The sequence below is a fragment of the Pseudomonas sp. 273 genome, assembly GCF_029201425.1.
Taxonomy (GTDB): Bacteria; Pseudomonadota; Gammaproteobacteria; order Pseudomonadales; family Pseudomonadaceae; genus Pseudomonas; species Pseudomonas delhiensis.
In genome coordinates, this window is the sequence record NZ_CP116775.1 from 5,751,193 (window position 1) to 5,774,666 (window position 23,474).

Here is a 23,474-nt window from a genome sequence, read left to right on the forward strand (position 1 = left end):
CACCGAGACAGTGCGACATGACGCCTTTATGAATCTTTTTGGTGCAAATCTGTAAGAAAGCCCTTTCAGAGACTGGGCTGCAGCAAATATTGCAAGATATTTCAGAACACCCTGCACGCCATGAAAAACGGGGCCCGAAGGCCCCGTTTCCACTGGCAGGCGGCTTACGCCAGCTTCTTGTAGCGCACGCGGTGCGGCTGCGCGGCAGCCTCGCCCAGGCGCTTCTTGCGGTCGGCTTCGAACTCGGTGTAGTTGCCTTCGAAGAACACCACCTTGCCGTCGTCCTCGTAGGACAGGATGTGGGTGGCGATACGGTCCAGGAACCAGCGATCGTGGGAAATCACGATGGCGGCGCCGGGGAAGTCCAGCAGCGCCTCTTCCAGGGCGCGCAGGGTTTCCACGTCGAGGTCGTTGGACGGTTCGTCGAGCAGCAGCACGTTGCCGCCCTGCTTCAGGGTCAGGGCCAGGTGCAGGCGGCCGCGCTCACCACCGGAGAGGTCCTTGACGAACTTCTGCTGGTCGGCGCCCTTGAAGTTGAAGCGGCCGACGTAGCTGCGCGAGGGGACCTCGTAGTTGCCGATCCTGATCTGCTCGAAGCCGTCGGAAACCTGCTCCCACACGGTCTTGGTGCCTTCCAGGCTGTCGCGGCTCTGGTCGACGCTGGCGATCTGCACGGTGTCGCCGATCTCGATGGTGCCCGAGTCCGGTTGCTCCTTGCCGGTCAGCATGCGGAACAGGGTCGACTTGCCCGCGCCGTTGCCGCCGATCACGCCGACGATGGCGCCCTTGGGAATGCTCAGCGACAGGTCGTCGATCAGCACGCGGTCGCCATAGCCCTTGCTGACGTTGTGCAGCTCGATGACCTTGTCGCCCAGGCGCGGACCGGCCGGGATGTAGATCTCGTTGGTCTCGCTGCGCTTCTGGAATTCCTGCGACTGCATTTCCTCGAAGCGCTGCAGGCGCGCCTTGGACTTGGCCTGGCGGCCCTTGGCGCCCTGGCGCACCCACTCCAGCTCGGCCTTCATGGCCTTGGCGTGGGAGGCTTCCTGCTTGGCTTCCTGGGCCAGGCGGCTGGCCTTGGATTCCAGCCAGCCGGAGTAGTTGCCTTCGAACGGGATGCCGTGGCCACGGTCCAGTTCGAGGATCCAGCCGGCTACGTTGTCGAGGAAGTAGCGGTCGTGGGTGATCGCCACCACGGTGCCGGGGAAGTCGTGGAGGAAGTGCTCCAGCCAGGCGACGGAGTCGGCGTCCAGGTGGTTGGTCGGTTCGTCCAGCAGCAGCATGTCCGGGGCCGACAGCAGCAGGCGGCACAGCGCCACGCGGCGCTTCTCGCCACCGGAGAGGTGCTCGATCTTCGCCTCCCACGGCGGCAGGCGCAGGGCGTCGGCGGCGACTTCCAGCTGGCGCTCCAGGTTGTGGCCGTCGGAGGAGTGGATGATGGCCTCCAGCTTGGCCTGCTCGGCGGCCAGGGCGTCGAAGTCGGCATCCGGCTCGGCGTAGGCGGCGTAGACCTCGTCCAGGCGGGCCTGGGCCTGCTTGACCTCGTCCACCGCTTCCTCGACCACCTCGCGCACGGTCTTCTGCGGGTCGAGCTGCGGCTCCTGCGGCAGGTAGCCGACCTTGATGCCCGGCATCGGGCGGGCTTCGCCCTCGATCTCGGTGTCGACACCGGCCATGATGCGCAGCAGGGTGGATTTACCCGCGCCGTTCAGGCCCAGCACGCCGATCTTGGCGCCGGGGAAGAACGACAGGGAGATGTCCTTGAGGATTTCACGCTTGGGCGGCACGACCTTGCCGACCCGGTGCATGGTATAGACGTATTGAGCCATGGATACCTAGCTTCTGGGATGAAAGTGAATGGCCGTCATGGCTGTCGCGTCCGGCGGGCCGGTGCACCCCGGTACTCGGGGCGCGACCATTGGCCGCGGGCGACGGGCGAGGCGGGCGACGGCAGGGCCGGACTCGCGGAAACAGGACGCAGCGATCAACGCGCGCGTGCGGCAAAGCTACCGGAATGGACCGTGAAGGGCAAACGACGCTCGTCGGCGATACTGGCACTTGGCCCTGCTTCCGGGCATGCTACTGCGCGCCGAACCCCGTCGCCCCGTTCCAGGTAGCCGCTCCTTGTCCAGACCTCCCCGCCCTCCGGCCAGCCTGGCCCGGCCTGAACGGCTGGCCATCAGGAGCGCCCTGCTGCTGGTGCCGCTGATGCTCGGCCTGCTGCTCTGGCAGCTGGGCCAGGAGTACTTCGGCCAGGCGCGGCTCGAGCGCGAGCGCATCGTGCACCAGAGCCAGGAGCTGGCCCACCAACTGTCCCTGGCCCTGGAGCTCAAGGCCGTGGCCGCGCGCACCCTGGCCCGGCAACGCCTGGGCCGTGGCGAGGAGCCGGCGCTGCTGCTCGACGACCTGCGCCAGGTCTACCCCGCCCTGAGCAGCCTGGCCTGGTACGCCGCCAGCGCTGGCAAACAGCTGGACACCGCGCCCGACAGCGGCGACGACGCCTTCGTCGCCGAGCTGCGGCAACGCACGGCCGGCCGCCCCTTCCACTATGCCTACAGCGATGCCGCTGGTGGCCGTATCTACCTGCTGCTGCGCCCCTGGGACGACGCTGCAGGCCCCTTCGCCGTGCTCCGCCTGGACGCCGGCGAAGCACGCCGGCAATGGGCCGCACGACTCTCGCCCGCCAGCCGCGGCTGGGTGCTGGAAGACCAGGCCGGCCATCAGGTCCTGGCCACCCCCGACAGCCCGGCGGGCACGCCGGCGGCGGCCGCCCGGGAAGCAGCCAGCGAGTCGCCGGCGCTGAAGGTCGCCAACAGCGACTGGCAGGTCCGTCCGCGGGTCGACGCGCTCACCATGGCACCCCGGGTACCGACACGCCTGCTCGGCGAACTGGGCCTGCTGCTGTTGCTGGCCGGCATCAGCTGCGCCGCCCTGCTGCGCCTGCAACGCGAACAGCGGAGCCTGCGTGCGCAGACCGCCGACTCGCAGTCGCGCCTGCGCCAGGCCGCCCAGGCCCTGGCGGCGGTGGACGAGCGGGTGCTGGTGACGAGCGCCGACGGCCGCCTGGTCTACCTCAACCCACCGGCGGAGCAACTGCTCGGCGTGCGTGCCGAAGACGCGACCCTGCACCATCTCGCCCGCCTGCTGCCGGAACTGGCGCAGCCGCCCAGCGAAGGCACGCTGCCGGGCAGGCAGTACGTCACCCTGGAACGCAACGGCCGCCGCCGGCGCTACGCCGTCAGCCGCCACCCGCTGGAGGAATCCGCGCCCGGCGAGGCGTCCGACTGGGTGCTGCGCGGCCAGCAGGCGCCGGGCGGGCACGTCTGGGTGCTGCGCGACGTCACCGAGGAGCAGCGCTCGCTGCAGGTGCTGGAAGAGACGCGGCGGCGCTACCAGGACATCTTCGACGGCGTCGGCGTGGCCCTCTGCGTGCTCGACCTCTCGGACCTGCAGCGCTTCTTCGCCGACAACGGCCTGCGCGAGGCCGGCCGCCTGCAGGCCTGGCTGGAGCGCCGCGAGGAACACTGGCCGCAGCTGCTGCGGCTGATCCGCATCAGCGAGGTCAACGAGGTGGCGCGGCGCCTGCTCGGCGTGGAGAGCGGCGAGCAGGCCTGGCGGCAGCTGATCGGCGACAGCCCGCGGCGCCCCGGCAGCGCACGCGCGCGCATCATCGAGGCGATCCTCTGCGGCACCGGCCTCATCGAGCAGGAAGTCGCCATCCGCACCGGCCAGGGCGAGCTGCGCCACTTCTGGCTGCAGCTGCGCATCCCCGAGCACCTGCCGGACTATCGCGCGGTCACCCTGAGCCTGTCCGACATCAGCAGCCGCAAGCAGGTCGAGCTGTCGCTGATCGAACGCGAGAAGTTCTGGTCCGACGCCGTGCGCGCGGTGCCCGATACCCTGTACATCCACGACATCACCGCGCGCCGGGTGATCTTCAGCAACCATCACCTGGGCAGCCAGCTGGGCTACGGCAAGGAAGAGCTGGAGCAGATGGGCGAGCGCTTCTGGGAATGCCTGCTGCACCCGGACGACGTCGAGTACTACTGGCGCATACGCAACCTGCAACAGGTGATCGGCGACAACCTGCTGCTGGACAGCCAGTTGCGCTGGCGCCACCGCGACGGCAGCTGGCACTGGTTCGACATCCGCGAGCAGGCCTTCAGCCGCGCCCCCGACGGCCGTGTGGCGCGCCTGATCGGCGTGGCCAAGGACATCACCGACACGGTGGAGGCGAACAACTCGCTGCGCGAGAGCAGCCGCCGCTACCAGATGCTGGCGGAAAGCATCAGCGACGTGATCCTCACCACCGACGCCCAGCTGAACATCGACTACATCAGCCCGTCCATCGAGCAGACCTTCGGCTACAGCCCGGACTGGCTGCTGCACAACGACCTGCAGCAGATCGCCGCCAACCCGGCGCAGCTGGGGCGCCTGCACGCCCTGCTGGAGCGCGTGCGCGACGCCATAGGCGCGCCGCGCCGGCTGGCCGCCCTGCGCGAGTCCAGCGCGGTGCACCTGTTCACCTTCGACTGCCTGCGCGCCGACGGCCGCAAGGTCCCGGTGGAGCTGCGCATCGCCCTGATGTGGGACGACTCCGGGCGCTTCGTCGGCCTGCTCGGCGTGGCCCGCGACATCAGCCAGCAGCGCCGCGCCGAGCGCGAGATGCGCATGGCCGCGACCGTGTTCGAGCATTCCACGGCGGCCATCATGGTCACCGACCCGGCCGGCTACATCGTCCAGGTCAACGACTCCTTCTCGCGCCTGACCGGCTACGCCGCCGCCGAGGTGCTCGACCAGCAGCCGCGCCTGCTCACCGCCGACCAGCAGGAAGCCAACCAGCTCAAGCACGTGCTCGACAGCCTGCAGCGCAGCGGCAGCTGGGAAGGCGAGATCCTGCAGAAACGCAAGAGCGGCGAGCTGTACCCGTCCTGGGTGGGCATCACCGCGGTGCAGGACGAGGAAGGCGACCTGGTCAGCTTCGTCTGCTTCTTCAGCGACATCAGCGAGCGCAAGGCCAGCGAGCGGCGCATCCACCGCCTGGCCTACTACGACGCCCTCACCCACCTGCCCAACCGCACCCTGTTCCAGGACCGCCTGCACACCGCGCTGATGCAGGCCGAGCGGCACCGCCAGTGGGTGGTGCTGATGTTCCTCGACCTCGACCGCTTCAAGCCGATCAACGACTCCCTCGGCCATGCCGCGGGCGACCGCATGCTCAAGGAAGTGGCCGAGCGCCTGAACCGCTGCGTCGGCGACAACGATACTGTGGCGCGCATGGGCGGCGACGAGTTCACCCTGCTGCTGCCCGCGCTGGAAGACCGCGAGCGCGCGCTCAAGCGCGCCATCCAGGTGGCCGAGCGCATCCTCGCCAGCCTGGCCCGGCCCTTCACCCTGGAAGGCCGCGAGTTCTTCGTCACCGCCAGCATCGGCGTGGCCCTGTCGCCGCAGGACGGCGCCGAGCTGAGCCAGTTGATGAAGAACGCCGACACCGCCATGTACCACGCCAAGGAAGTGGGCAAGAACAACTTCCAGTTCTACCAGGCCGAGATGAACGCCCGCGCCCTGGAGCGCCTGGAGCTGGAAAGCGACCTGCGCCGGGCCATCGAGCAGGGCGAGTTCGTCCTGCACTACCAGCCGCAGTTCACCGGCGACGGCCGCCGCCTCACCGGCGCCGAGGCGCTGCTGCGCTGGCAGCACCCGCGCCGCGGCCTGGTGCCGCCCACCGAGTTCATCCCGGTGCTGGAGGAACTGGGGCTGATCGCCCAGGTCGGCGACTGGCTGCTGGCCGAGGCCTGCCGGCAGATCCGCATCTGGCACCGCGACAAGGTGCGGGTGCCCAAGGTGGCGGTGAACCTGTCCGCGCGGCAGTTCGCCGACGGCCAGTTGGGCACGCGCATCGCCGGCATCCTCATGGAAACCGGCATCCCGCCGGCCTGCCTGGAGCTGGAGCTGACCGAAAGCATCCTGATGAGCGACGTGTCCGAGGCCATGCACATCCTCTCCGGGCTCAAGCGCCTGGGCCTGGCCATCGCGGTGGACGACTTCGGCACCGGCTACTCGTCGCTGAACTACCTCAAGCAGTTCCCCATCGACGTGCTGAAGATCGACCGCAGCTTCGTCGACGGCCTGCCCCACGGCGAGCAGGACGCGCAGATCGCCCGCGCCATCATCGCCATGGCCCACAGCCTGAACCTGATGGTGATCGCCGAGGGCGTGGAAACCCAGGCGCAACTGGACTTCCTGCGTGAGCACGGCTGCGACGAGGTGCAGGGCTTCCTGTTCGGCCGGCCGATGACGGCGGAGCAGTTTGCGGCGCTGTTCTCCAGCAATGCGTTGTTCCTGCTCGGCTAGCGTCAGGATTCCCCTGTAGGAGCCTATCGTACGGGCAGGCACGGCTTCTCGTAGGAGCGAGCTTGCTCGCGAATGAGCCCCCCGCTGCGGAATCTGTTCGCGAGCAAGCTCGCTCCTACGAAGAGCACTTCGGCGTAGTTGGCAAGACAGTTGCTCCTACGCCATGCCCCCGGCGGCGCCTGTAGGAGCGCGCCCTGCGCGCGAATCGCGGGCAGGGCCCGCTCCAACAGCGCTCCCCCCGCGTGAACCCCGCTTATCCGCCACATGACCGCCTTTCATATGCCAGCGCGCGCGCCCTGGGTTAGAATGCGCCCCTTTCCCAGCACCGATCCTTATGAGGACCGCCATGTTCAGCCGTGATTTGACCCTCGCCCGCTACGATGCCGAACTCTTCGCCGCGATGGAGCAGGAAGCCCTGCGCCAGGAAGAGCACATCGAGCTCATCGCCTCCGAGAACTACACCAGCCCGGCGGTGATGGAAGCCCAGGGTAGCGTGCTGACCAACAAGTACGCCGAAGGCTACCCGGGCAAGCGCTACTACGGTGGTTGCGAGTACGTCGACGTGGTCGAGCAACTTGCCATCGACCGTGCCAAGCAGCTGTTCGGCGCCGACTACGCCAACGTCCAGCCGCACTCCGGTTCCCAGGCCAACGCCGCCGTGTACATGGCCCTGCTGAACGCCGGCGACACCGTGCTGGGCATGAGCCTGGCCCACGGCGGCCACCTGACCCACGGCGCCAGCGTCAGCTTCTCCGGCAAGATCTACAACGCCGTGCAGTACGGCATCGACGGCAACGGCCTGATCGACTACGACGAAGTCGAGCGCCTGGCCGTGGAACACAAGCCGAAGATGATCATCGCCGGCTTCTCCGCCTACTCGCAGATCCTCGACTTCCCGCGCTTCCGCGCCATCGCCGACAAGGTGGGCGCCTACCTGTTCGTCGACATGGCCCACGTGGCCGGCCTGGTCGCCGCCGGCATCTACCCGAACCCGGTGCCCTTCGCCGACGTCGTCACCACCACCACCCACAAGACCCTGCGCGGCCCGCGCGGCGGCCTGATCCTGGCGCGCAAGAACGAAGAGCTGGAGAAGAAGCTGAACTCCGCCGTCTTCCCGGGCGGCCAGGGCGGCCCGCTGGAGCACGTCATCGCCGCCAAGGCCGTGTGCTTCAAGGAAGCCCTGCAGCCCGAGTTCAAGGCCTACCAGGAACAAGTGGTGAAGAACGCTCAGACCATGGCCCAGGTGTTCATCGAGAACGGCTACGACGTGGTTTCCGGCGGCACCCAGAACCACCTGTTCCTGCTCAGCCTGATCAAGCAGGACATCACCGGCAAGGACGCGGACGCCGCCCTGGGCCGCGCCTTCATCACCGTGAACAAGAACAGCGTGCCGAACGACCCGCGCTCGCCCTTCGTCACCTCGGGCCTGCGCATCGGCACCCCGGCCGTGACCACCCGCGGCTTCAAGGAAGACGAATGCCGCCAGCTGGCCGGCTGGATCTGCGAGATCCTCGCCAACCTGGGCGACGAGGCCGTGGAAGGCCGCGTGCGCGAGCAGGTCAAGGCCCTGTGCGGCAAGTTCCCGGTGTACGGCAAGTAAGCCTTACCCGCGAACGACGAAAAGCCCGGCATTCGCCGGGTTTTTTGTTTTCGCTTTTTTGCTTTTTTGTAGGAGCGAGGGGGACGCCTAGTTCTTGCTCGCGAACGGTGCCTCCCGGTTGTTGAGGTGCGATAGATCGACTCTGCTCCCTCTCCCCAGCCCTCTCCCTGTGGTGGTTCAATTTCCTCGGACACCTCGATAGGTGGAAAATCCACTGAATAGAGGAGTCATTCATGAGCCGTAAACGCAGAACATTCGATGCCAGTTTCAAGCTGCAAGTCGTCCAGATGATCAAGGACCAGGGCCTGAGCATTACGCAGGTCTGCCGAGATATGGACCTGGGAGAGACGGCAGTTCGCCGCTGGATTCAGCAATACGAAGCCGAACTGTCGGGACAGGCGGGAGTGGGTAAGCCGCTGACACCCGAGCAGCAGCGGATTCGTCAGTTGGAGGCCGAGAATCGCCAATTGAAGCAGGACAACGACCTGCTAAAAAAGGCTTCGGCCTTCTTTGCCCGCGAACTGAAGTGATTTACCGATTAATCGCTCAGCAGCAGAAGAAGGTCGGGATTACGCGGCTGTGCCGGCTGCTGGGTGTCAGTCGGTCAGGCTACTACACCGCGCAGCGCCGCCCCTTGCGCCCATCCCTGCACTGCCCGGTAGCCGCCTCCCTGAAAGCCCTGTTCATGAGCTGCGGGCGTACCTATGGGAGTCGTCGCCTCCACGCCGCCCTCAACTCCGAAGGCGTGCGCGTAGGACGCTACCGAGTCCGCCGGCTGATGCGCGAGCACCGGCTTCGGCCTGTCTGGAAGCGCAAGTTCGTGCACACGACCAACAGCAAGCATGACCTGCCGATAGCCTCCAATCTGCTGGCCCGCCAGTTCGATCCTCCGGCCGTAAACCAGGCCTGGGTGGCGGATATCACCTACATCCGTACCCGTCGAGGTTGGCTGTACCTGGCCGCGGTGATGGACCTGTATTCGCGCAAGATCGTCGGCTGGGCGATGGCACCGAACATGCCGGCGGAACTGGTCTGTTCGGCGCTACAGATGGCGATTGCTCAGCGGCAGCCAGCACCAGGCCTGGTCGTGCACTCGGATCGTGGTAGCCAGTACGCCAGCGAGGTTTATCGTGCGCTGCTCAGGCGGCATGGCCTAGTTTTGAGCATGAGCCGCAAGGGGAACTGCTGGGACAACGCCGTCATGGAACGTTTCTTCCTGAACCTGAAAATGGAGCGGGTCTGGCAACGTGACTACGCCAATCATGCCGAGGCTATGACCGACATCGCCGACTACATCGTCGGCTTCTACAACAACGTACGTCTGCACTCCAGCTTGGGCTATCTGCCACCCACCAGCTACGAGCGCAGGCCACCCAGACAACCTATCGAAGTGTCCGAAATTATTTGACCACCACACCCTGAAGGGAGAGGGGGCCGTCCGTGCCGAGAGAAGGCATGGTTTCAGCCGGCAATCTCTGTGCTAGCCGGCTGACTCCAGAACATCAGCGTCTGCCCAACAGTCCCCTCTCCCTTCAGGGAGAGGGTGCTCTTCAGGATGAACACCAGACCCCGCCGACAAACACCCTTCGCGAGCAAGAACTAGGCGTCCCCCTCGATCCTACGAAAAGCAGTGCCCTCCCCTCAAGGCCGCACCGGCGCATCCCGCAGCGCATTGAGCTGCCGCGCCAGCGCCTCCGCTTCCACCTGGCTGTCGAACCCCTCCAGCATCACCCGGCCGTCGCGCACCGGCTCGGACACCGGCGGCAGCATGCGCAACTGGCCGTCGATCACCACCGCCAGGGCCTTGCCCCGCTGCTTTTCGGTCAGCCGCGCCAGGCGCTGGCTGGCGTCGGGGGCGAAGGTCACCAGCACGCCGGGGCGGCCGCCGTTGCCCAGCACCACTTCGGCGCGCTGCACGTCGCGCTGGGTGAGTTCGGCGCGGGCGATGACCAGCACCGCCTGGCCTTGCGGGTCGGCCAGGGTGCGCGTGCTGGCCGTGGCCTTGTCGGCGGTGGCGTGGATGTCGAAGCTGTGCTGCGGCAGGACCGGCGGCGTGCCGGCGCAGGCGCCCAGCAGGGCGAGGAGGCAAAGCGGGATCAGGCGTTTCATGGGTCGACGACGGGTCAGGCAACAGTGGAATCGGGCCGGATGCCGGTTGGACAACGGCGCGCGCCGGTCATTGCGTACCGGCCGGCACATGATAACGCCGATGGCGGCCCGGCAGGCGTGGCAGAGGTCAACGAAGGGGCTGGCACGGGCCTTGCGTTGGCAGTCGCGGCCGAGGCCGGCTAGGCTCGTCGGGGAAGCGGGCGACGGGCTCGATACCCGCGTTTCCGGCGAGCTGCTATGATGCCCGCCTTTTTTGCCCAGGCCGCGCGAGACGGCCATTGTTGACCGACCGGTCGAGCCGCAGGACGCCCAAACACGGGGAGCACGACATGCTGGAAAAGCTGTTCCAACTCAAGGCGCACAACACCAACGTACGCACCGAGATACTGGCGGGGGTCACCACCTTCCTGACCATGGCCTACATCCTCTTCGTCAACCCGAGCATCCTCGGCGAGACCGGCATGGACAAGGGCGCGGTGTTCGTCGCCACCTGCCTGGCCGCGGCCATCGGCTCGGCGATCATGGGGCTGATCGCCAACTACCCCATCGCCCTCGCCCCGGGCATGGGCCTGAACGCCTTCTTCACCTACACCGTGGTGCTGCACATGGGCCACACCTGGCAGGTGGCGCTGGGTGCGGTGTTCCTCTCGGCCTGCATGTTCTTCATCATCTCGATCTTCCGCATCCGCGAATGGATCATCAACAGCATCCCGCTGGCCCTGCGCTCGGCCATCGCCGCCGGCATCGGCCTGTTCCTGGCGCTGATCGCGCTCAAGGAATCCGGCATCGTCGTCGCCAACCCGGCCACCCTGGTGGGCATGGGCGACCTGGCCAGGCCCGAGCCGCTGCTGGCGATCCTCGGCTTCATCCTCATCGTCGCCCTGGAAGCGCGCCGGGTGACCGGCGCGGTGATGATCGGCATCCTCGCCGTGACCTTCATCGCCATCGCCCTGGGCGTGTCGCAGTTCGGCGGCGTGGTGTCGATGCCGCCGTCGCTGGCGCCGACCTTCCTCCAGCTGGACATCAAGGGCGCCCTGGACATCGGCCTGACCAGCGTGATCTTCGCCTTCCTCTTCGTCGACCTGTTCGACAACTCCGGCACCCTGATCGGCGTGGCCAAGCGCGCCGGCCTGATGGGCAAGGACGGGCACATGCCGAAGATGGGCCGGGCGCTGATCGCCGACAGCACCGCGGCCATGTTCGGCTCGCTGCTGGGCACCTCCACCACCACCAGCTACATCGAGTCCGCCGCGGGCGTCTCCGCCGGTGGCCGCACCGGCCTGACCGCCATCGTGGTCGCCGTGCTGTTCCTGCTGGCGCTGTTCTTCGCCCCGCTGGCGGGCAACGTGCCGGCCTTCGCCACGGCGCCCGCGCTGTTCTTCGTCGCCGTGCTGATGGCCTCGGGCCTGGCCGAGATCGACTGGGACGACCTGACCGTGGCCGCGCCCGTGGTGGTCACCGCCCTGGCCATGCCGCTGACCTTCTCCATCGCCAACGGCATCGCCTTCGGCTTCATCACCTGGACCGCCTGCAAGCTGCTGGCCGGCCGCTTCCGCGAGCTGAACTGGGCGCTGGTGATCCTGTCGGTGCTGTTCGTCATCAAGCTGGGCTGGTACAACGCCTGAGTCATCTTTACCCATGCTGCATGGGTATCGCTTCGCTCCACGCCATCCTACAAGTGGCATGCCGTAGGATGGCGTGGAGCGCAGCGATACCCATCGAATGCCGCCGCCCCACACGAGTTTCCCGCCCCATGAGCAGCCCTCGCTTCGACCCCGCCGCCTACGACACCCAACTGGCCGACAAGGCCGCGCGCCTGCGCGAGCTGCTGGCGCCCTTCGCCGCGCCCGAGCCGCAGGTGTTCGACTCGCCCCGCGAGCACTACCGCCTGCGCGCCGAGTTCCGCCTGTGGCGCGAGGGCGAGCAGCGCCACTACGCGATGTTCGAGCAGGGCAACAAGCACACGCCGATCCTGATCGACGACTTCCCCATCGCCAGCCTGCGCATCAACGAGCTGATGCCGCGCCTGAAGGCCGCCTGGGCCGAGCACGCCCTGGGCCACAAGCTGTTCCAGGTGGAATTCCTCACCACCCTGGCGGGCGATGCGCTGATCACCCTCTGCTACCACCGCCCGGTGGACGAAGCCTGGCAGGCCGCGGCGGCGATGCTGGCCGCCGAGCTGGGCGTGAGCATCGTCGGGCGTTCGCGCGGCAAACGCCTGGTGGTCGGCCGCGACTACGTCGAGGAAGCCCTGCTGGTGGCCGGGCGGACCTTCCGCTACCGCCAGCCGGAAGGCGCCTTCACCCAGCCCAACGGCGTGGTCTGCCAGAAGATGCTCAACTGGGCCTTCGAAGCCCTCGGCCAGCGCGACGACGACCTGCTGGAGCTGTACTGCGGCAACGGCAACTTCACCCTGCCGCTGGCCACCCGGGTGCGCAAGGTGCTCGCCACCGAGATCAGCAAGACCTCGGTGAACGCCGCCCTGGCAAACCTGGCCGACAACGCTGTGGATAACGTCACCCTGGTGCGCCTCTCCGCCGAGGAGCTGACCCAGGCGCTGAACGAGGTGCGCCCATTCCGCCGCCTGGCCGACGTGGACCTGAAGGGCTACGACTTCGGCAGCGTCTTCGTCGACCCGCCGCGCGCCGGCATGGACGCGGACACCTGCGAGCTGACCCGCCGCTTCGAGCGCATCCTCTATATCTCCTGCAACCCGGAGACGCTGGCGCAGAACATCGCCCAACTGCACGACACCCACCAGGTGACGCGCTGCGCGCTGTTCGACCAGTTCCCCTACACCCATCACATGGAAGCCGGCGTGCTGCTCGAGCGCCGCCGCGGCTAACCCAACCTGGGTTGGGCGGCGCGCACCGCGCCGCCGGCTAGGCTGCTGTGGATAACCACAAGAGAGCCTCGCCATGCACCGCTTCCTGCTTCCCCTGCTCGCCCTGCTGCTGGCCGCCTGCGCCGGCAGCGACCCGGCCAAGGTGACGGTCTCCCCGGCCGCCGACGGCCACCAGGGCAGCTTCTCCATCCAGGCGGTACGCGCCCCCGGCCACCGCCTGGACCTCGAGGACCGCTTCGACGCCGCCCTGCGTCGCGCCCTGGAAGCCAAGGGCTACCGCTTCCAGGCGCGCAATGGCGAGTTGCGGGTGCTCTATGCGCTGGGGCTGGAGCGCCAGACCGGGGTGATCCAGCGCCCGGTAGCGACCCAGGAGGGCGTGGTGAGCCAGACGCAGATCGCCGATTCCGACCTGGCGCGGCTGGTCATGCGCATCCTCGACGGAGGCAGCCGCGAGGTGCTCTACGAAGCGCAGTTGAGCAGCCAGCTACAGGACCCGAACCTGAGCCAGGAGGCTTTCGACAAGGCGCTGGCGAAGCTGCTGGAGGATTTCCCGGCGCACCGCCCCTGAGGCGGCTCAGCTGTAGCTGGAAGGCGTCTTGCGCACGAACTTGATGCTGTAGCTGAAGTCCGGCTTGCGGGTAACGCTGATGGCGCGGCGGGTGACGGTGTCCAGGGTGACGTTCCAGAACCCGGTGCTGGGCACCCGGATGCGCGCCGGGAAGCGCTCGAAGGCACCGCCGTGGTAGGCGTGGCGCGCGCCGTTCTTGAAGCTGCGGAAGTTGGCGTCGGTCATCAGGCGGATGTTGCAGGTGCGCGAGCATTCGATGACCACGAGGTCGCCCTCGTTGAGGTGTTCGCGCTTGTGGATGAATTTCATGTTGCGGGCCTGCATGTGACGGTCGAACGGGGCGCAACGATAGCATGGAAGCCGGCGCCGCCCCAGCGGCGCCGGCTGGACGCGAGTCAGTTCGCGGCGCGCAGGCGGATACCGTCGGCCTCCACGCGCTGGCCCACCTGGAACTCGGCGTTGGGCGAACGCACGGTGCGCTGGCTGCCGTCCGCTGCCTGCACCACGTAGGCCTTCTGGCTGGCGCCGCTGGCCTGCTGCACGCCGCTGCCGGCCAGCCAGCCGATGCCGGCCCCCGCCAGCGCGCCGAAGGGCCCGCCCAGGGCGCCGCCGACCAGCAGCCCGCTGCCCGCGCCAAAACCGCCGCCGACCGTGTTGTCCGGCCGTTCAGCCACCACCTGGTCCGCCTGCGCCACCGCGCAGGACAACAGCACCAGACTCATTGCACACAGGCTCGCTACTTTCATGATCGCTCCATTGGCGTTTGAAGGTAGCCAAGCCATTACAGCAAGCGTGCCAGCCCCTGGGGGCCCATGGATCAAGGGCTGGCGCGAGACGGAAGTCAAAATGACCAGCAGCAGCGGAGTCATCCTGACTCGCCGCGGAGTCTTTCGGACCTGACTCAGAGCCCTTCGAAGTCGGCGTCGCGCACCTTCTCCACCGGCGCCTCCGGCAGCGGTTCGGCCGGCTCCGGCTCGCGCCGGCCGCGCTCCAGCCAGTACAGGGCGAAGATCGCCAGCAGCGATACGCTGCCGCGGTAGACCAGGCCGTAGAGGGTGGCGTCGGTGTCGATGCCCAGGCCCGAGGACCAGGCGATGAGCAGGCGCGACAGGGTCAGGGTGAGCTGCACCAGCACCACCAGGATCAGCCCGGCGCGCAGCAGCTCGCGGCGGCGCAGGGCGAACAGCAGGAACAGCGCCAGGGCGAACTGGTGGCCGCCGTAGAACACCTGGGCGTCGCTGACCGACTCCGGTTCCATCAGCAACATGCCGCTGAGGTTGGCCATCTCGTAGGGGCGCACCCAGTACAGCAGGCCCAGGCCGGCCCATACCAGGGCCTGTAGCAGCAAGACGAAGCGGGCGAAGAGCATCCTGTTCCTCCTGGGGCCCGTCAGCCCTCGGCAAATGAAGATGGATAAAGGACACAGACCTTGCTCGGCACGCCGAGTTCGCCGGCGGCGTCATAAGCTGATACAGAGCAGGGACGGGCGCCGCCGTCCCTGAGAGTATGCTCCACGGATTTCGTTCTGACAGGAGCTTCCCATGCGCCGCATCCTCCTTCTCGCCGCCCTCCTCGCCGGCACCGCCCAGGCCGCCCAGCCGTTGACCATCGACGTGCACCGCGACGCCAACTGCGGCTGCTGCAAGGACTGGATCAAGCACCTGCAGGCCAACGGCTTCACGGTCAACGACCACGTCGAGGCGGACATGTCGGCGTTCAAGACGCGCCTGGGCGTGCCCTACGCCATGGGCTCGTGCCATACCGGGGTGATCGACGGCAAGTTCGTCGAGGGCCACGTGCCGGCCCGTGATGTGCTCGCACTGCGCGAACGCGCCGACCTGGTGGGCGCCGCGGTGCCGGGCATGCCCATGGGCTCGCCTGGGATGGAGATGGGTGACCGCCAGGATGCCTACCAGGTACTGGGGCTGGGCAAGGATGGCAAGGCGGTGGTGCTGGCGGATTATCCGGGGCGTTGAGGTTTTTCTTGAGGGCTTGGAGCCATTCTGCTGTTCTGGGACGTGGGATCGGCTCCGCCCCTCTCCCTAACCCTCTCCCTGAAGGGAGAGGGGACCGTTGGGCAGGCACTGATGTTCTGGAGTCAGCCGGCTAGCATAGAAATTGCCGGCTAAAATCAAGCCTTATCTCGGCACGGACAAGCCCCCTCTCCCTTCAGGGAGAGGGCTGGGGAGAGGGAAAGAAGCCCCCGCGAAGCACCAATGCATCCGGAGAGCTCCCTTTCCCATACGCCTTTCGCTTACTCCCCCACCTTCGCCGCCTTCGGCAACAACCCATCGGCCCGGAACATCGCCTTGATCCCCCGCACCGCCTGGCGCAGGCGGTCGCGGTTCTCGATCAACGCAAAGCGCACATGGTCATCGCCATAGTCACCAAAGCCGATGCCCGGCGAGACGGAGACCTTGGCGTCCTTCAGCAGCTTCTTGGCGAACTCCAGCGAGCCCAGGTGCGCGTAGGGTTCGGGGATCTTCGCCCAGACGTACATCGAGGCCTTGGGGTTCTCGACCATCCAGCCGGCCTCGTGCAGGCCCTTCACCAATACGTCGCGGCGCGCCTGGTACTGGCTGGCGATGTCGCGCACGCACTGCTGGTCGCCTTCCAGGGCGGCGATGGCGGCCACCTGCAGCGGGGTGAAGGTGCCGTAGTCGTGGTAGCTCTTGATCCGCGCCAGCGCCGAGACCAGCTCCGGGTTGCCGACCATGAAGCCGATGCGCCAGCCGGCCATGTTGTAGCTCTTGGACAGGGTGAAGAACTCCACCGCGATGTCCTTGGCGCCCGGCACCTGCATGATCGACGGCGCTTTCCAGCCGTCGTAGACGATGTCGGCGTAGGCCAGGTCGTGCACCACCAGCACGTCGTACTGCTTGGCCAGGGCCACCACGCGCTCGAAGAAGTCCAGCTCCACGCACTGCGCGGTGGGGTTGGAGGGGAAGCCGAGGATCATCATCTTCGGCTTGGGGATCGACTCGCGGATCGCCCGTTCCAGCTCGTTGAAGAAGTCGATGCCCGGCACCAGCGGCACCGAGCGCACCTGGGCGCCGGCGATCACCGCGCCGTAGATGTGGATGGGGTAGCTGGGGTTGGGCACCAGGATGTTGTCGCCGTGGTCCAGGGTGGCCAGCATCAGGTGCGCCAGGCCCTCCTTGGAACCGATGGTGACGATGGCCTCGGTTTCCGGGTCGATGTCCACCGCGTAGCGCTCCTGGTACCAGCGCGAGATCGCCCGGCGCAGGCGCGGAATGCCGCGGGAGGTGGAGTAGCCGTGGGTGTCTTCGCGCTGGGCAACCTGCACCAGCTTCTCGACGATGTGCGGCGGGGTGGGGCCGTCGGGGTTGCCCATGGACAGGTCGATGATGTCCTCGCCGCGGCGGCGGGCGGCCATCTTCAGTTCGGCGGTGATGTTGAAGACGTAGGGCGGGAGACGATCGATACGCGCGAAGCGGCGTGCTGAACGGGGTTCAGTCATGATTTCCTCGGTGAACGTAAGCGCCCGGAACCGTCCGAGCGACGCCGGCCACTGCGGTGGCCTGAAAAGCTGGGCTTTTCTTGTCGGCGAACATATCCGCCGTTAGGCTCGCTGTCGAGTCCTACTTTCAGCCAGGGAGCCCCATGTCCCCTCAGCATTACTGGCAGCTCGACGTCTTCGCCGAACACCCCCTCGGCGGCAACGGCCTGGCGGTGTTCGCCGACGCCCGCGGCCTGGCCGACGCTACCCTGCAGGCCCTGACCCAGGAGCTGCGCCAGTTCGAGACGCTCTTCCTCTACCCCACCGCGCAGCTGGACACCTACGGCGCGCGCATCTTCACCCAGGAGGAAGAACTGCCCTTCGCCGGCCACCCGCTGCTGGGCGCCGCCGCGCTGCTGCACCACATCCACCAGCGTGGCGAGCAGGAACACTGGACGCTGCAATTGGCCGCCAAGGAGGTGAACCTGACCACCCGCCGCCACGGCCAGGGCTTCATCGCGCAGATGAACCAGGGCCAGGCGCAGTTCGGCGCCGTGCTCGACGACGAAGCCCGGCGCTGGTTCGCCGAGGCCTTCTCGCTGCAGGCCAGCGACCTCGCCGGCTACCCCGCCAGCGTGGTCAGCACCGGCCTGCCCTACCTGCTGCTGCCGGTGCGCGGCGAGGCGCTGGGGCGCATCCGCCAGCGCGCCGAGCTATCCACGCCGATGGGCGAGCGCCTGTCCGCCCTGGGCGCGGCCTTCGTCTTCCTGCTGGACGTGGATGGCCGCGAAGGCCGCACCTGGGACAGTGCCGGGCTGGTGGAAGACATCGCCACCGGCAGCGCCGCCGGCCCGGTCGCCGCCTACCTGGTGGAACTGGGCAAGGCCCGCCGCGGCGAGACCTTCGAGCTGCACCAGGGCCGCTTCCTCGGCCGCCCGAGCCTGCTGGAAGTACGCGTCGGCGACGACGACCAGGTGCAGGTGGGCGGCAAGGTGCAGCTGCTGGCCCGCGCCGAGCTGCTCTGCCGCCTCGACTGACGGCCGGACTGGCGCACCACGCGGGCGCCGACGACACTCAACCCACGCACATTCAGGAGAAGACGCCATGCTCTGGCGCAAAGGACGACGCAGCGACAACGTGGTGGATGCCCGCGACGACAGCGGCGGCGGCATGGGCGGTGGCGGCATGCGCATCGGCGGCCGCGGCCTGAGCCTGGGTGGGGTGGCCATCGTGGTGGTGGTCGGCCTGCTGATGGGCCAGGACCCGATGCAGATCCTCGGCAGCCTGCTCGGCCAGATGGACACCGGCCAGGCCCCGGCGCGCCCGCAGGTGCAGGGCCGCCCGGCGACCGGCGCCGACCCGCAGGTGGATTTCGTCCGCGCCGTGCTCGGCGACACCGAGGACACCTGGGGGCAGATCTTCGCCCACAGCAATGCCCAGTACGAACAACCCAAGCTGATCCTGTTCAACGGCGGGGTGAACTCGGCCTGCGGCTTCGCCTCCTCGGCGGTGGGGCCCTTCTACTGCCCCGGCGACCACCGGGTGTACCTGGACCTGGGCTTCTTCCGCGAGATGGAGCAGCGCTTCTCCGCCGCCGGCGACTTCGCCCGCGCCTACGTGATCGCCCACGAGGTCGGCCACCACGTGCAGAACCTGCTGGGCATCTCGGCCAAGGTCGAGGCCGCCCGCCGCCGCGGCGCGCCCATGGAGGGCGCCAACGGCCTCTCGGTACGCCTGGAACTGCAGGCCGACTGCTTCGCCGGGGTCTGGGCCAACAACGCCCAGCAGCGCCTGCAGTGGCTGGAGCCGGGCGACATCGAGAGCGCGCTGAACGCCGCCAACGCCATCGGCGACGACCGCCTGCAGAAGCAGTCCCGCGGCACCGTGGTGCCGGACTCCTTCACCCACGGCACCTCGGCGCAGCGCATGCGCTGGTTCAAGCTCGGCTTCGACTCGGGCTCGCCGGGCAAGTGCGATACCTTCAAGGCACAGGCGTTGTAAGCAGTACGAAGGGATTCCGCCGCGGGGATATGTTCGCGAGCAAGCTCGCTCCTACGAAAAGCCGTGCTCACCTGCAATGTAGGAGCGCGCCCTGCGCGCGAATCGCGGGCAGGGCCCGCTCCTACAGGTAGCCGGGAAGCACGGTCCTCCCCCGTAGGAGCGGACCTTGTCCGCGATAGCCGGAAGTATCGGCGCGATTCGCGGATGAGATCCGCTCCGCCGCCCCGCCCGCGCCATTCCCTTGTAGGAGCGCGCCCTGCGCGCGATATCGCGGGCAGGGCCCGCTCCTACAGGTAGCCGGGAAGCACGGTCCTCCCCGTAGGAGCGGACCTTGTCCGCGATAGCCGGAAGTATCGGCGCGATTCGCGGATGAGATCCGCTCCGCCGCCCCGCCCGCGCCCTTCCCCTGTAGGAGCGCGCCCTGCGCGCGAATCGCGGGCAGGGCCCGCTCGCCAGGCGCTTTACAGGTAACGCCTGAGCGTCTGCAGGAACTCCGCCGGCTCCACCGGCTTGAGCAGGAAGTCCAGCACGTTCAGGCGCATCGCCTCGACCACGTCGCGGGCGCGGGTGGTGCCGGAGAGCACGATGATCGGCAGGAAGGTGCCCTGGGCGCTGAGCTGGCGGATCAGCTCCAGGCCCGCGCCCTCGCCGTCCATGCACAGGTCGGTGACCAGCAGGTCGATGGCCGATTCGTCGCGGCCGATGCGGCGCAGGGCCTGGGCGCTGTTGCGGGCGGTCAGGCACTGCAGGTCGGCGCTTTCGATCAGCTCGCGCATCTCGGCGAGCACCTGCGGGTCGTCGTCCACCAGCAGCACCGTCGGGGGGCGCTCGGGGCGGACGGTGATCTCCAGCAGCGCTTCGATCTCTTCGTCGTCGAGCAGGTTGCGGTACGCGTGAGGCAAGGGCTCACCCATGGCGGCATTTTGCGATGATTATAGCGGCATTCCGCCACACCACCGTAGCGACCCCCGGCCCAAGAAAAAGCCGGCCCGAAGGCCGGCTCTGTCAGCAAGGGCAACCGACCTTAGCGCACGCCTTCCTGGCGCAGCGCCGCGGGGGTGAAGTCGCTTTCCGAAGCGCTGTAGTTGAAGTCGTAGGCGGATTTCTCCTCGTTCTTCAGGCCCAGCACCAGGTAACGGCTGGAGAGCAGGTCGTACAGGGTTTCCGCGGTGTACCAGGGCACCTGGTTGTTGTAGTAGTACTGCGAGAAGGCCTCGGCCACGCGCCACAGGGTTCCGCGGCCGTCGTAGTGGTCGATCTCGGCGGCCTGCCAGGTGTCCTCGTCGATGTAGAAGTCGCGCTTGGCATAGATGTGGCGCTCGCCCGGCTTCAGGGTGGCGACCACGTGCCAGACGCGGTGCAGCTCGTAGCGGGTCAGGTCCTGGTTGAGGTGGCCGGGCTTGATGATGTCCGCGTACTTCAGCTTGGGATCGTCGAGCTTGTAGTTGTTGTACGGGATGTACAGCTCCTGCTTGCCCACCAGTTTCCAGTCGTAGCGGTCCGGCGCGCCGTTGTACATGTCCAGGTTGTCCGAGGTGCGCAGGCCGTCGGCGGCGGTGCCGGGGCCGTCGTAGGACACCTGCGGGGCGCGGCGCACGCGGCGCTGGCCGGCGTTGTAGAGCCATGCCAGGCGCGGCTCCTTGACCTGGTCGAGGGTCTCGTGCACCAGCAGTACGTTGCCGGCCAGGCGGGCCGGGGCGGTGACCTGCTGCTTGAAGTAGAACAGCACGTTGCTCGGCTTGCTCGGGTCGTAGTCCTTCAGGTCGGTGCGGAACACGAACTCGTCCTGGAAGTACACCAGCGAGTAGCTGCCGTTGACCTGCGGGGTGGCCTGGGTCACCAGGCGGCGCACGTGACCGCCGCGGTAGCGGGTGATGTGGTTCCAGATGACTTCCAGGCCGTTCTGCGGGATCGGGAAGGGGTTGGCGGTCTGGAAGTTCTGCAGGCCGTTGCCGCCCTGCACCAGGTTGGTGGCGGTGGCGTTCTTCCTGGTCGCTTCCAGCACCGAGTCAGGCAGGGTGGCGGTGCGGTGCGACGGGTACACCGGCATCTTGTAGGTGTCGGGGTAGCGCTTGAACATGGCCAGCTGGCCGGGGGTCAGCTTGTCCTTGTACTGCTCGACATTCTGCGCGGTGATGGTGAACAGCGGCTTCTCGCTGGCGAAGGGGTCGGCGAGGAAGCCCTTGGCGTCGACGGCACCGGCATTCTTCGGCAGGCCGCCGGTCCAGGCGGGGATGCTGCCGTCGGCGTTGCCGGCCTTCTCGGCGCCGACCGGAGTCAGGGTGGAGCCCAGCTTGGCAGCGTCGGCGGCGGATACCGCGGCCATCACCTGGGTGGCCAGCAGGCTCAGGCCCAGGGCCAGCGCGCCGGTTTGCAGCAGTCTCTTTGTTGTTCTCATTATCGCGTCGTCCTCGATGAGTCGTTACTGCTCGCGCAACGGCCGCGCCGCCGCGCTCGCGATCTCTGTCTGCTGGCGCCCCGCCCGGCAGCGGGCGGAGCGCGGGTAGCGCTTAGAAGTTCACGCCGAAGCTGAGCGCGACGAAGTCGCGGTCGACCAGGGTGGAGTACTTGCCGTCGAAGTAGTTGGTGTAGGAAAGGCTCGCGGTGTAGGTGTTCAGGTAGTCGGCGTCCACGCCCAGGCTGATCGCCTTGCGGCCTTCCTCGAAGTTGCCGCCCGGGCCGGGGGAGTAGCCGTCGACATCGTGGGACCAGGCCACGTTGGGCTTGAGGTTCACACCGGCGAACACGTCGTTGTAGTCCCAGATCGCCCGCATGCGGTAGCCCCAGGAGTCGGCGGTGGTGAAGCCGTCGTTCTCGCAGTTGCGCGACAGGTTGTTCTGCGGCCCGTTGGCCCCAAGCGTCGAGGCGTTGAGCACCTGGCAGGTACCCCCGGCAGCGGGCCGGGGCCGAACACCGGGTCGCGGCCGTAGCGCGCCTTGGAGGTGCTCTCCAGGCCGCCGACGTGGGTCCAGCCCACCTCGCCCACCAGGGTCAGGCGCTCGGCGCCCATGACCTGGTCGAAGAAGTGGGTGAAGGTGGTCTGCAGCTGGGTGATTTCCTTGCGGGTGTAGCCGTGCAGGTCGGTGTCCGGGGCGCCCTCGAGCACCGAGGCGTTGCCGAACACCGGGCCGCCCAGCGGTACCACGCCGGCGAACAGGATGTCGGTGGTGTTCAGCTGCACCGGGGCGTTGGGCCGGTAGCTGATCTCGCCCTGCCAGGCGGTGCCGGTGGGCAGCGTGGTGGAGAAGCTCAGGCCGTACAGGTGGATGTCTTCCGGGTACTCGACGAAGTACGAGGAGTTGCCGGCCACCAGCAGCGGGGCGAAGGCCTGCAGCGGAGTGCCGCTGAGGGATCGCGCCAGGTTGTAGGTGCTTTGCGAGGCGCCACGGCCGCTGAAGATCGGCAGGCGGCTGTGGTAGTTCATGTAGTAGCCGCCGAACTCGGTGTTCAGGGCATCGGCGTAGTACTTCAGCGACAGGCCGTACTGGCCGCTGTCGCGGGCGTCACGGTCCGGCCCGCGGCGCACCAGGGCGCCCTCGTTGTTGACGTCCACGCCGAACTGCTTGGCCAGCGCCACGTTCCCCGCCCCCAGCGCCTGGGCGTTGGTCAGCACGCGCAGGTTGTCGGTGCAGCCGTCGGCGATCACGTCGGGCTGGGAGAAGAAGGTGCCGCAGTTGTCGACCACCGTCTGGTCCCACTCCAGTTGGTAGAAACCTTCGGCGGAGAGGTTGTCGGTGAGGTTCTGCGACAGGTAGAACATGTTCACCGGCACCAGGGCTTCCTTGATCTCGGAGCCCGGGCGGCGCAACGCGGTGACGTCGAACGGGTTGATCGAGTTGATGCCGCCCTGGATGAAGGTGCTCTCGCCCCAGTTCACCACCTGCTTGCCCAGGCGCACGTTGCCCGGCAGGTCGGCGATGCTGTACTTGTGGTAGATGAAGGCATCGAGCAGTTCGGCGCCGGAGGCCTGGGCGGCTTCCTTGCGGCCGCTGTCGCTGAGCGGCTTGAACTCGGTGCTCTCGTCCTTCTGCTCGAAGTCGTACCAGTACTTGCCGCGCAGGAACACGCCGGTGTCGCCGTACTTCAGCTCCAGGTCGTGGATGCCCTTGAAGATCTTCGAGAAGGTCTTGCCGGCCTTGTAGTTCAGGTGGCCGTCGTCGGAGGTCTGCGACAGCCCCTTGCCGCCGTTGTTCACGCCGATCAGGTTCTTGTCCGGATTCTGCGTCGACCAGCTGGCGCCGACCGACAGGCTGGAATCGAAGGAACCCTCGATCTCGCCGATGTTGAAGGTGACCGCCGAAGCGGGAGTGGCAAGCGTGGAAGCCAGGCTGACGGCCAGCGGCAAACGCGCCAGGCGCCAGATCTTCTTCATTTGTGTCATCGACGCTACTCCATGTGTGATTTTTGTTATGAGTGGCAGCGACTATAGCCAGCCCCCCGACGGGCTTGATCCCTCGAAAGTGTGATTTAGCGCGTCGCTGCGGCAACGAGCCGCAAGCTAGACGGCTCGCAGAAAGGATTAGCAGAGGCTGCGCCC

At 67.5% G+C, this 23,474-nt stretch carries 17 protein-coding genes and 1 pseudogene; 9 read left to right on the forward strand and 9 right to left on the reverse strand.

The features are described from left to right. Nucleotides 1-164 precede the first annotated feature (164 nt). Nucleotides 165-1,829, reverse strand: coding sequence for an energy-dependent translational throttle protein EttA (gene ettA, locus PKO50_RS26255; RefSeq protein WP_275627671.1), 1,665 nt, complete (start codon nucleotides 1,827-1,829; stop codon nucleotides 165-167). Nucleotides 1,830-2,208: 379 nt separating this feature from the next. Here ettA and PKO50_RS26260 point away from each other — a divergent pair, with 379 nt between their 5' ends. The 3 genes from PKO50_RS26260 to PKO50_RS26270 all read left to right on the forward strand — a co-directional run bounded on the left by PKO50_RS26260 (nucleotide 2,209) and on the right by PKO50_RS26270 (nucleotide 9,362). After that, nucleotides 2,209-6,354 (forward strand): EAL domain-containing protein, encoded by a 4,146-nt coding sequence (locus PKO50_RS26260; protein WP_275630532.1) that lies wholly within the window; start codon nucleotides 2,209-2,211, stop codon nucleotides 6,352-6,354. 346 nt (nucleotides 6,355-6,700) lie between these two features. Then, complete coding sequence (gene glyA, locus PKO50_RS26265) at nucleotides 6,701-7,954, forward strand: serine hydroxymethyltransferase (RefSeq protein WP_109934275.1); 1,254 nt, start codon at nucleotides 6,701-6,703, stop codon at nucleotides 7,952-7,954. Nucleotides 7,955-8,187: 233 nt separating this feature from the next. Beyond that, nucleotides 8,188-9,362, forward strand: a protein-coding gene (locus tag PKO50_RS26270) for an IS3 family transposase (RefSeq protein ID WP_275627392.1) whose coding sequence is annotated in 2 segments (ribosomal slippage) — nucleotides 8,188-8,452 and nucleotides 8,452-9,362 — 1,176 coding nt in all. Because the reading frame shifts where the segments join, the coding sequence is not laid out codon by codon here. A 233-nt stretch (nucleotides 9,363-9,595) separates the two neighbouring features. Here PKO50_RS26270 and PKO50_RS26275 read toward each other — a convergent pair. Next, nucleotides 9,596-10,063, reverse strand: a complete 468-nt coding sequence (locus PKO50_RS26275; protein WP_275627672.1) for a hypothetical protein — start codon at nucleotides 10,061-10,063, stop codon at nucleotides 9,596-9,598. A gap of 329 nt (nucleotides 10,064-10,392) precedes the next feature. Between PKO50_RS26275 and PKO50_RS26280 the strand changes: the two genes are divergently transcribed. The 3 genes from PKO50_RS26280 to PKO50_RS26290 all read left to right on the forward strand — a co-directional run bounded on the left by PKO50_RS26280 (nucleotide 10,393) and on the right by PKO50_RS26290 (nucleotide 13,476). Continuing rightward, nucleotides 10,393-11,688 carry an NCS2 family permease gene (locus tag PKO50_RS26280; RefSeq protein WP_275627673.1) on the forward strand — a complete coding sequence of 432 codons (1,296 nt, stop codon included), beginning with the start codon at nucleotides 10,393-10,395 and terminating at the stop codon, nucleotides 11,686-11,688. A gap of 128 nt (nucleotides 11,689-11,816) precedes the next feature. Beyond that, complete coding sequence (gene trmA, locus PKO50_RS26285) at nucleotides 11,817-12,908, forward strand: tRNA (uridine(54)-C5)-methyltransferase TrmA (RefSeq protein ID WP_275627674.1); 1,092 nt, start codon at nucleotides 11,817-11,819, stop codon at nucleotides 12,906-12,908. A gap of 73 nt (nucleotides 12,909-12,981) precedes the next feature. After that, nucleotides 12,982-13,476 carry a DUF4136 domain-containing protein gene (locus PKO50_RS26290; RefSeq protein WP_275627675.1) on the forward strand — a complete coding sequence of 165 codons (495 nt, stop codon included), beginning with the start codon at nucleotides 12,982-12,984 and terminating at the stop codon, nucleotides 13,474-13,476. 6 nt (nucleotides 13,477-13,482) lie between these two features. Here PKO50_RS26290 and PKO50_RS26295 read toward each other — a convergent pair whose 3' ends face one another. The 3 genes from PKO50_RS26295 to PKO50_RS26305 all read right to left on the reverse strand — a co-directional run bounded on the left by PKO50_RS26295 (nucleotide 13,483) and on the right by PKO50_RS26305 (nucleotide 14,845). Then, the gene (locus PKO50_RS26295; RefSeq protein ID WP_043273615.1) at nucleotides 13,483-13,785 is read right to left on the reverse strand and encodes a DUF1883 domain-containing protein; all 303 of its coding nucleotides are present in this window, start codon (nucleotides 13,783-13,785) and stop codon (nucleotides 13,483-13,485) included. A gap of 86 nt (nucleotides 13,786-13,871) precedes the next feature. Next, nucleotides 13,872-14,222, reverse strand: coding sequence for a hypothetical protein (locus PKO50_RS26300; protein ID WP_275627676.1), 351 nt, complete (start codon nucleotides 14,220-14,222; stop codon nucleotides 13,872-13,874). Between the two features lie 155 nt (nucleotides 14,223-14,377). Then, a complete protein-coding gene (locus PKO50_RS26305) occupies nucleotides 14,378-14,845 on the reverse strand; it encodes a DUF4345 family protein (protein WP_009617493.1) in 468 nt (155 codons plus the stop codon). 172 nt (nucleotides 14,846-15,017) lie between these two features. On the opposite strand from PKO50_RS26305, the gene PKO50_RS26310 reads away from it, so the two are divergent. Next, the gene (locus PKO50_RS26310) at nucleotides 15,018-15,452 is read left to right on the forward strand and encodes a DUF411 domain-containing protein (protein WP_275627677.1); all 435 of its coding nucleotides are present in this window, start codon (nucleotides 15,018-15,020) and stop codon (nucleotides 15,450-15,452) included. Between the two features lie 278 nt (nucleotides 15,453-15,730). Here the strand turns inward: PKO50_RS26310 and alaC are convergent, their stop codons facing one another. After that, complete coding sequence (alaC, locus tag PKO50_RS26315; RefSeq protein WP_275627678.1) at nucleotides 15,731-16,957, reverse strand: alanine transaminase; 1,227 nt, start codon at nucleotides 16,955-16,957, stop codon at nucleotides 15,731-15,733. Between the two features lie 143 nt (nucleotides 16,958-17,100). On the opposite strand from alaC, the gene PKO50_RS26320 reads away from it, so the two are divergent. Both PKO50_RS26320 and PKO50_RS26325 read left to right on the forward strand, forming a co-directional pair. Continuing rightward, nucleotides 17,101-17,973 carry a PhzF family phenazine biosynthesis protein gene (locus PKO50_RS26320; protein WP_275627679.1) on the forward strand — a complete coding sequence of 291 codons (873 nt, stop codon included), beginning with the start codon at nucleotides 17,101-17,103 and terminating at the stop codon, nucleotides 17,971-17,973. Between the two features lie 67 nt (nucleotides 17,974-18,040). Further along, entirely contained in the window at nucleotides 18,041-18,937 is an 897-nt protein-coding gene (locus tag PKO50_RS26325) for a neutral zinc metallopeptidase (protein ID WP_275627680.1), read from the forward strand. Between the two features lie 461 nt (nucleotides 18,938-19,398). Here PKO50_RS26325 and PKO50_RS26330 read toward each other — a convergent pair whose 3' ends face one another. From PKO50_RS26330 to PKO50_RS26340, 3 genes and pseudogenes are all read right to left on the reverse strand, one after another. Then, a complete protein-coding gene (locus tag PKO50_RS26330; protein WP_275627681.1) occupies nucleotides 19,399-19,839 on the reverse strand; it encodes a response regulator in 441 nt (146 codons plus the stop codon). Between the two features lie 122 nt (nucleotides 19,840-19,961). Next, nucleotides 19,962-21,335 carry a DUF1329 domain-containing protein gene (locus tag PKO50_RS26335; protein WP_109936254.1) on the reverse strand — a complete coding sequence of 458 codons (1,374 nt, stop codon included), beginning with the start codon at nucleotides 21,333-21,335 and terminating at the stop codon, nucleotides 19,962-19,964. Nucleotides 21,336-21,447: 112 nt separating this feature from the next. Further along, nucleotides 21,448-23,318, reverse strand: a pseudogene (locus PKO50_RS26340) (DUF1302 domain-containing protein). Between the last annotated feature and the right edge of the window lie 156 nt (nucleotides 23,319-23,474).

Coding starts and splice junctions, on each gene's coding strand:
- glyA (WP_109934275.1), top strand. CDS start 6,701: ATGTTCAGCCGTGATTTGACCCTCGCCCGCTACGATGCCGAACTCTTC.
- PKO50_RS26320 (WP_275627679.1), top strand. CDS start 17,101: ATGTCCCCTCAGCATTACTGGCAGCTCGACGTCTTCGCCGAACACCCC.
- PKO50_RS26260 (WP_275630532.1), top strand. CDS start 2,209: ATGCTCGGCCTGCTGCTCTGGCAGCTGGGCCAGGAGTACTTCGGCCAG.
- ettA (WP_275627671.1), bottom strand. CDS start 1,829: ATGGCTCAATACGTCTATACCATGCACCGGGTCGGCAAGGTCGTGCCG.
- PKO50_RS26300 (WP_275627676.1), bottom strand. CDS start 14,222: ATGAAAGTAGCGAGCCTGTGTGCAATGAGTCTGGTGCTGTTGTCCTGC.
- PKO50_RS26290 (WP_275627675.1), top strand. CDS start 12,982: ATGCACCGCTTCCTGCTTCCCCTGCTCGCCCTGCTGCTGGCCGCCTGC.
- PKO50_RS26295 (WP_043273615.1), bottom strand. CDS start 13,785: ATGAAATTCATCCACAAGCGCGAACACCTCAACGAGGGCGACCTCGTG.
- trmA (WP_275627674.1), top strand. CDS start 11,817: ATGAGCAGCCCTCGCTTCGACCCCGCCGCCTACGACACCCAACTGGCC.
- PKO50_RS26310 (WP_275627677.1), top strand. CDS start 15,018: ATGCGCCGCATCCTCCTTCTCGCCGCCCTCCTCGCCGGCACCGCCCAG.
- PKO50_RS26275 (WP_275627672.1), bottom strand. CDS start 10,063: ATGAAACGCCTGATCCCGCTTTGCCTCCTCGCCCTGCTGGGCGCCTGC.
- PKO50_RS26305 (WP_009617493.1), bottom strand. CDS start 14,845: ATGCTCTTCGCCCGCTTCGTCTTGCTGCTACAGGCCCTGGTATGGGCC.
- PKO50_RS26335 (WP_109936254.1), bottom strand. CDS start 21,335: ATGAGAACAACAAAGAGACTGCTGCAAACCGGCGCGCTGGCCCTGGGC.
- PKO50_RS26280 (WP_275627673.1), top strand. CDS start 10,393: ATGCTGGAAAAGCTGTTCCAACTCAAGGCGCACAACACCAACGTACGC.
- PKO50_RS26325 (WP_275627680.1), top strand. CDS start 18,041: ATGCTCTGGCGCAAAGGACGACGCAGCGACAACGTGGTGGATGCCCGC.
- alaC (WP_275627678.1), bottom strand. CDS start 16,957: ATGACTGAACCCCGTTCAGCACGCCGCTTCGCGCGTATCGATCGTCTC.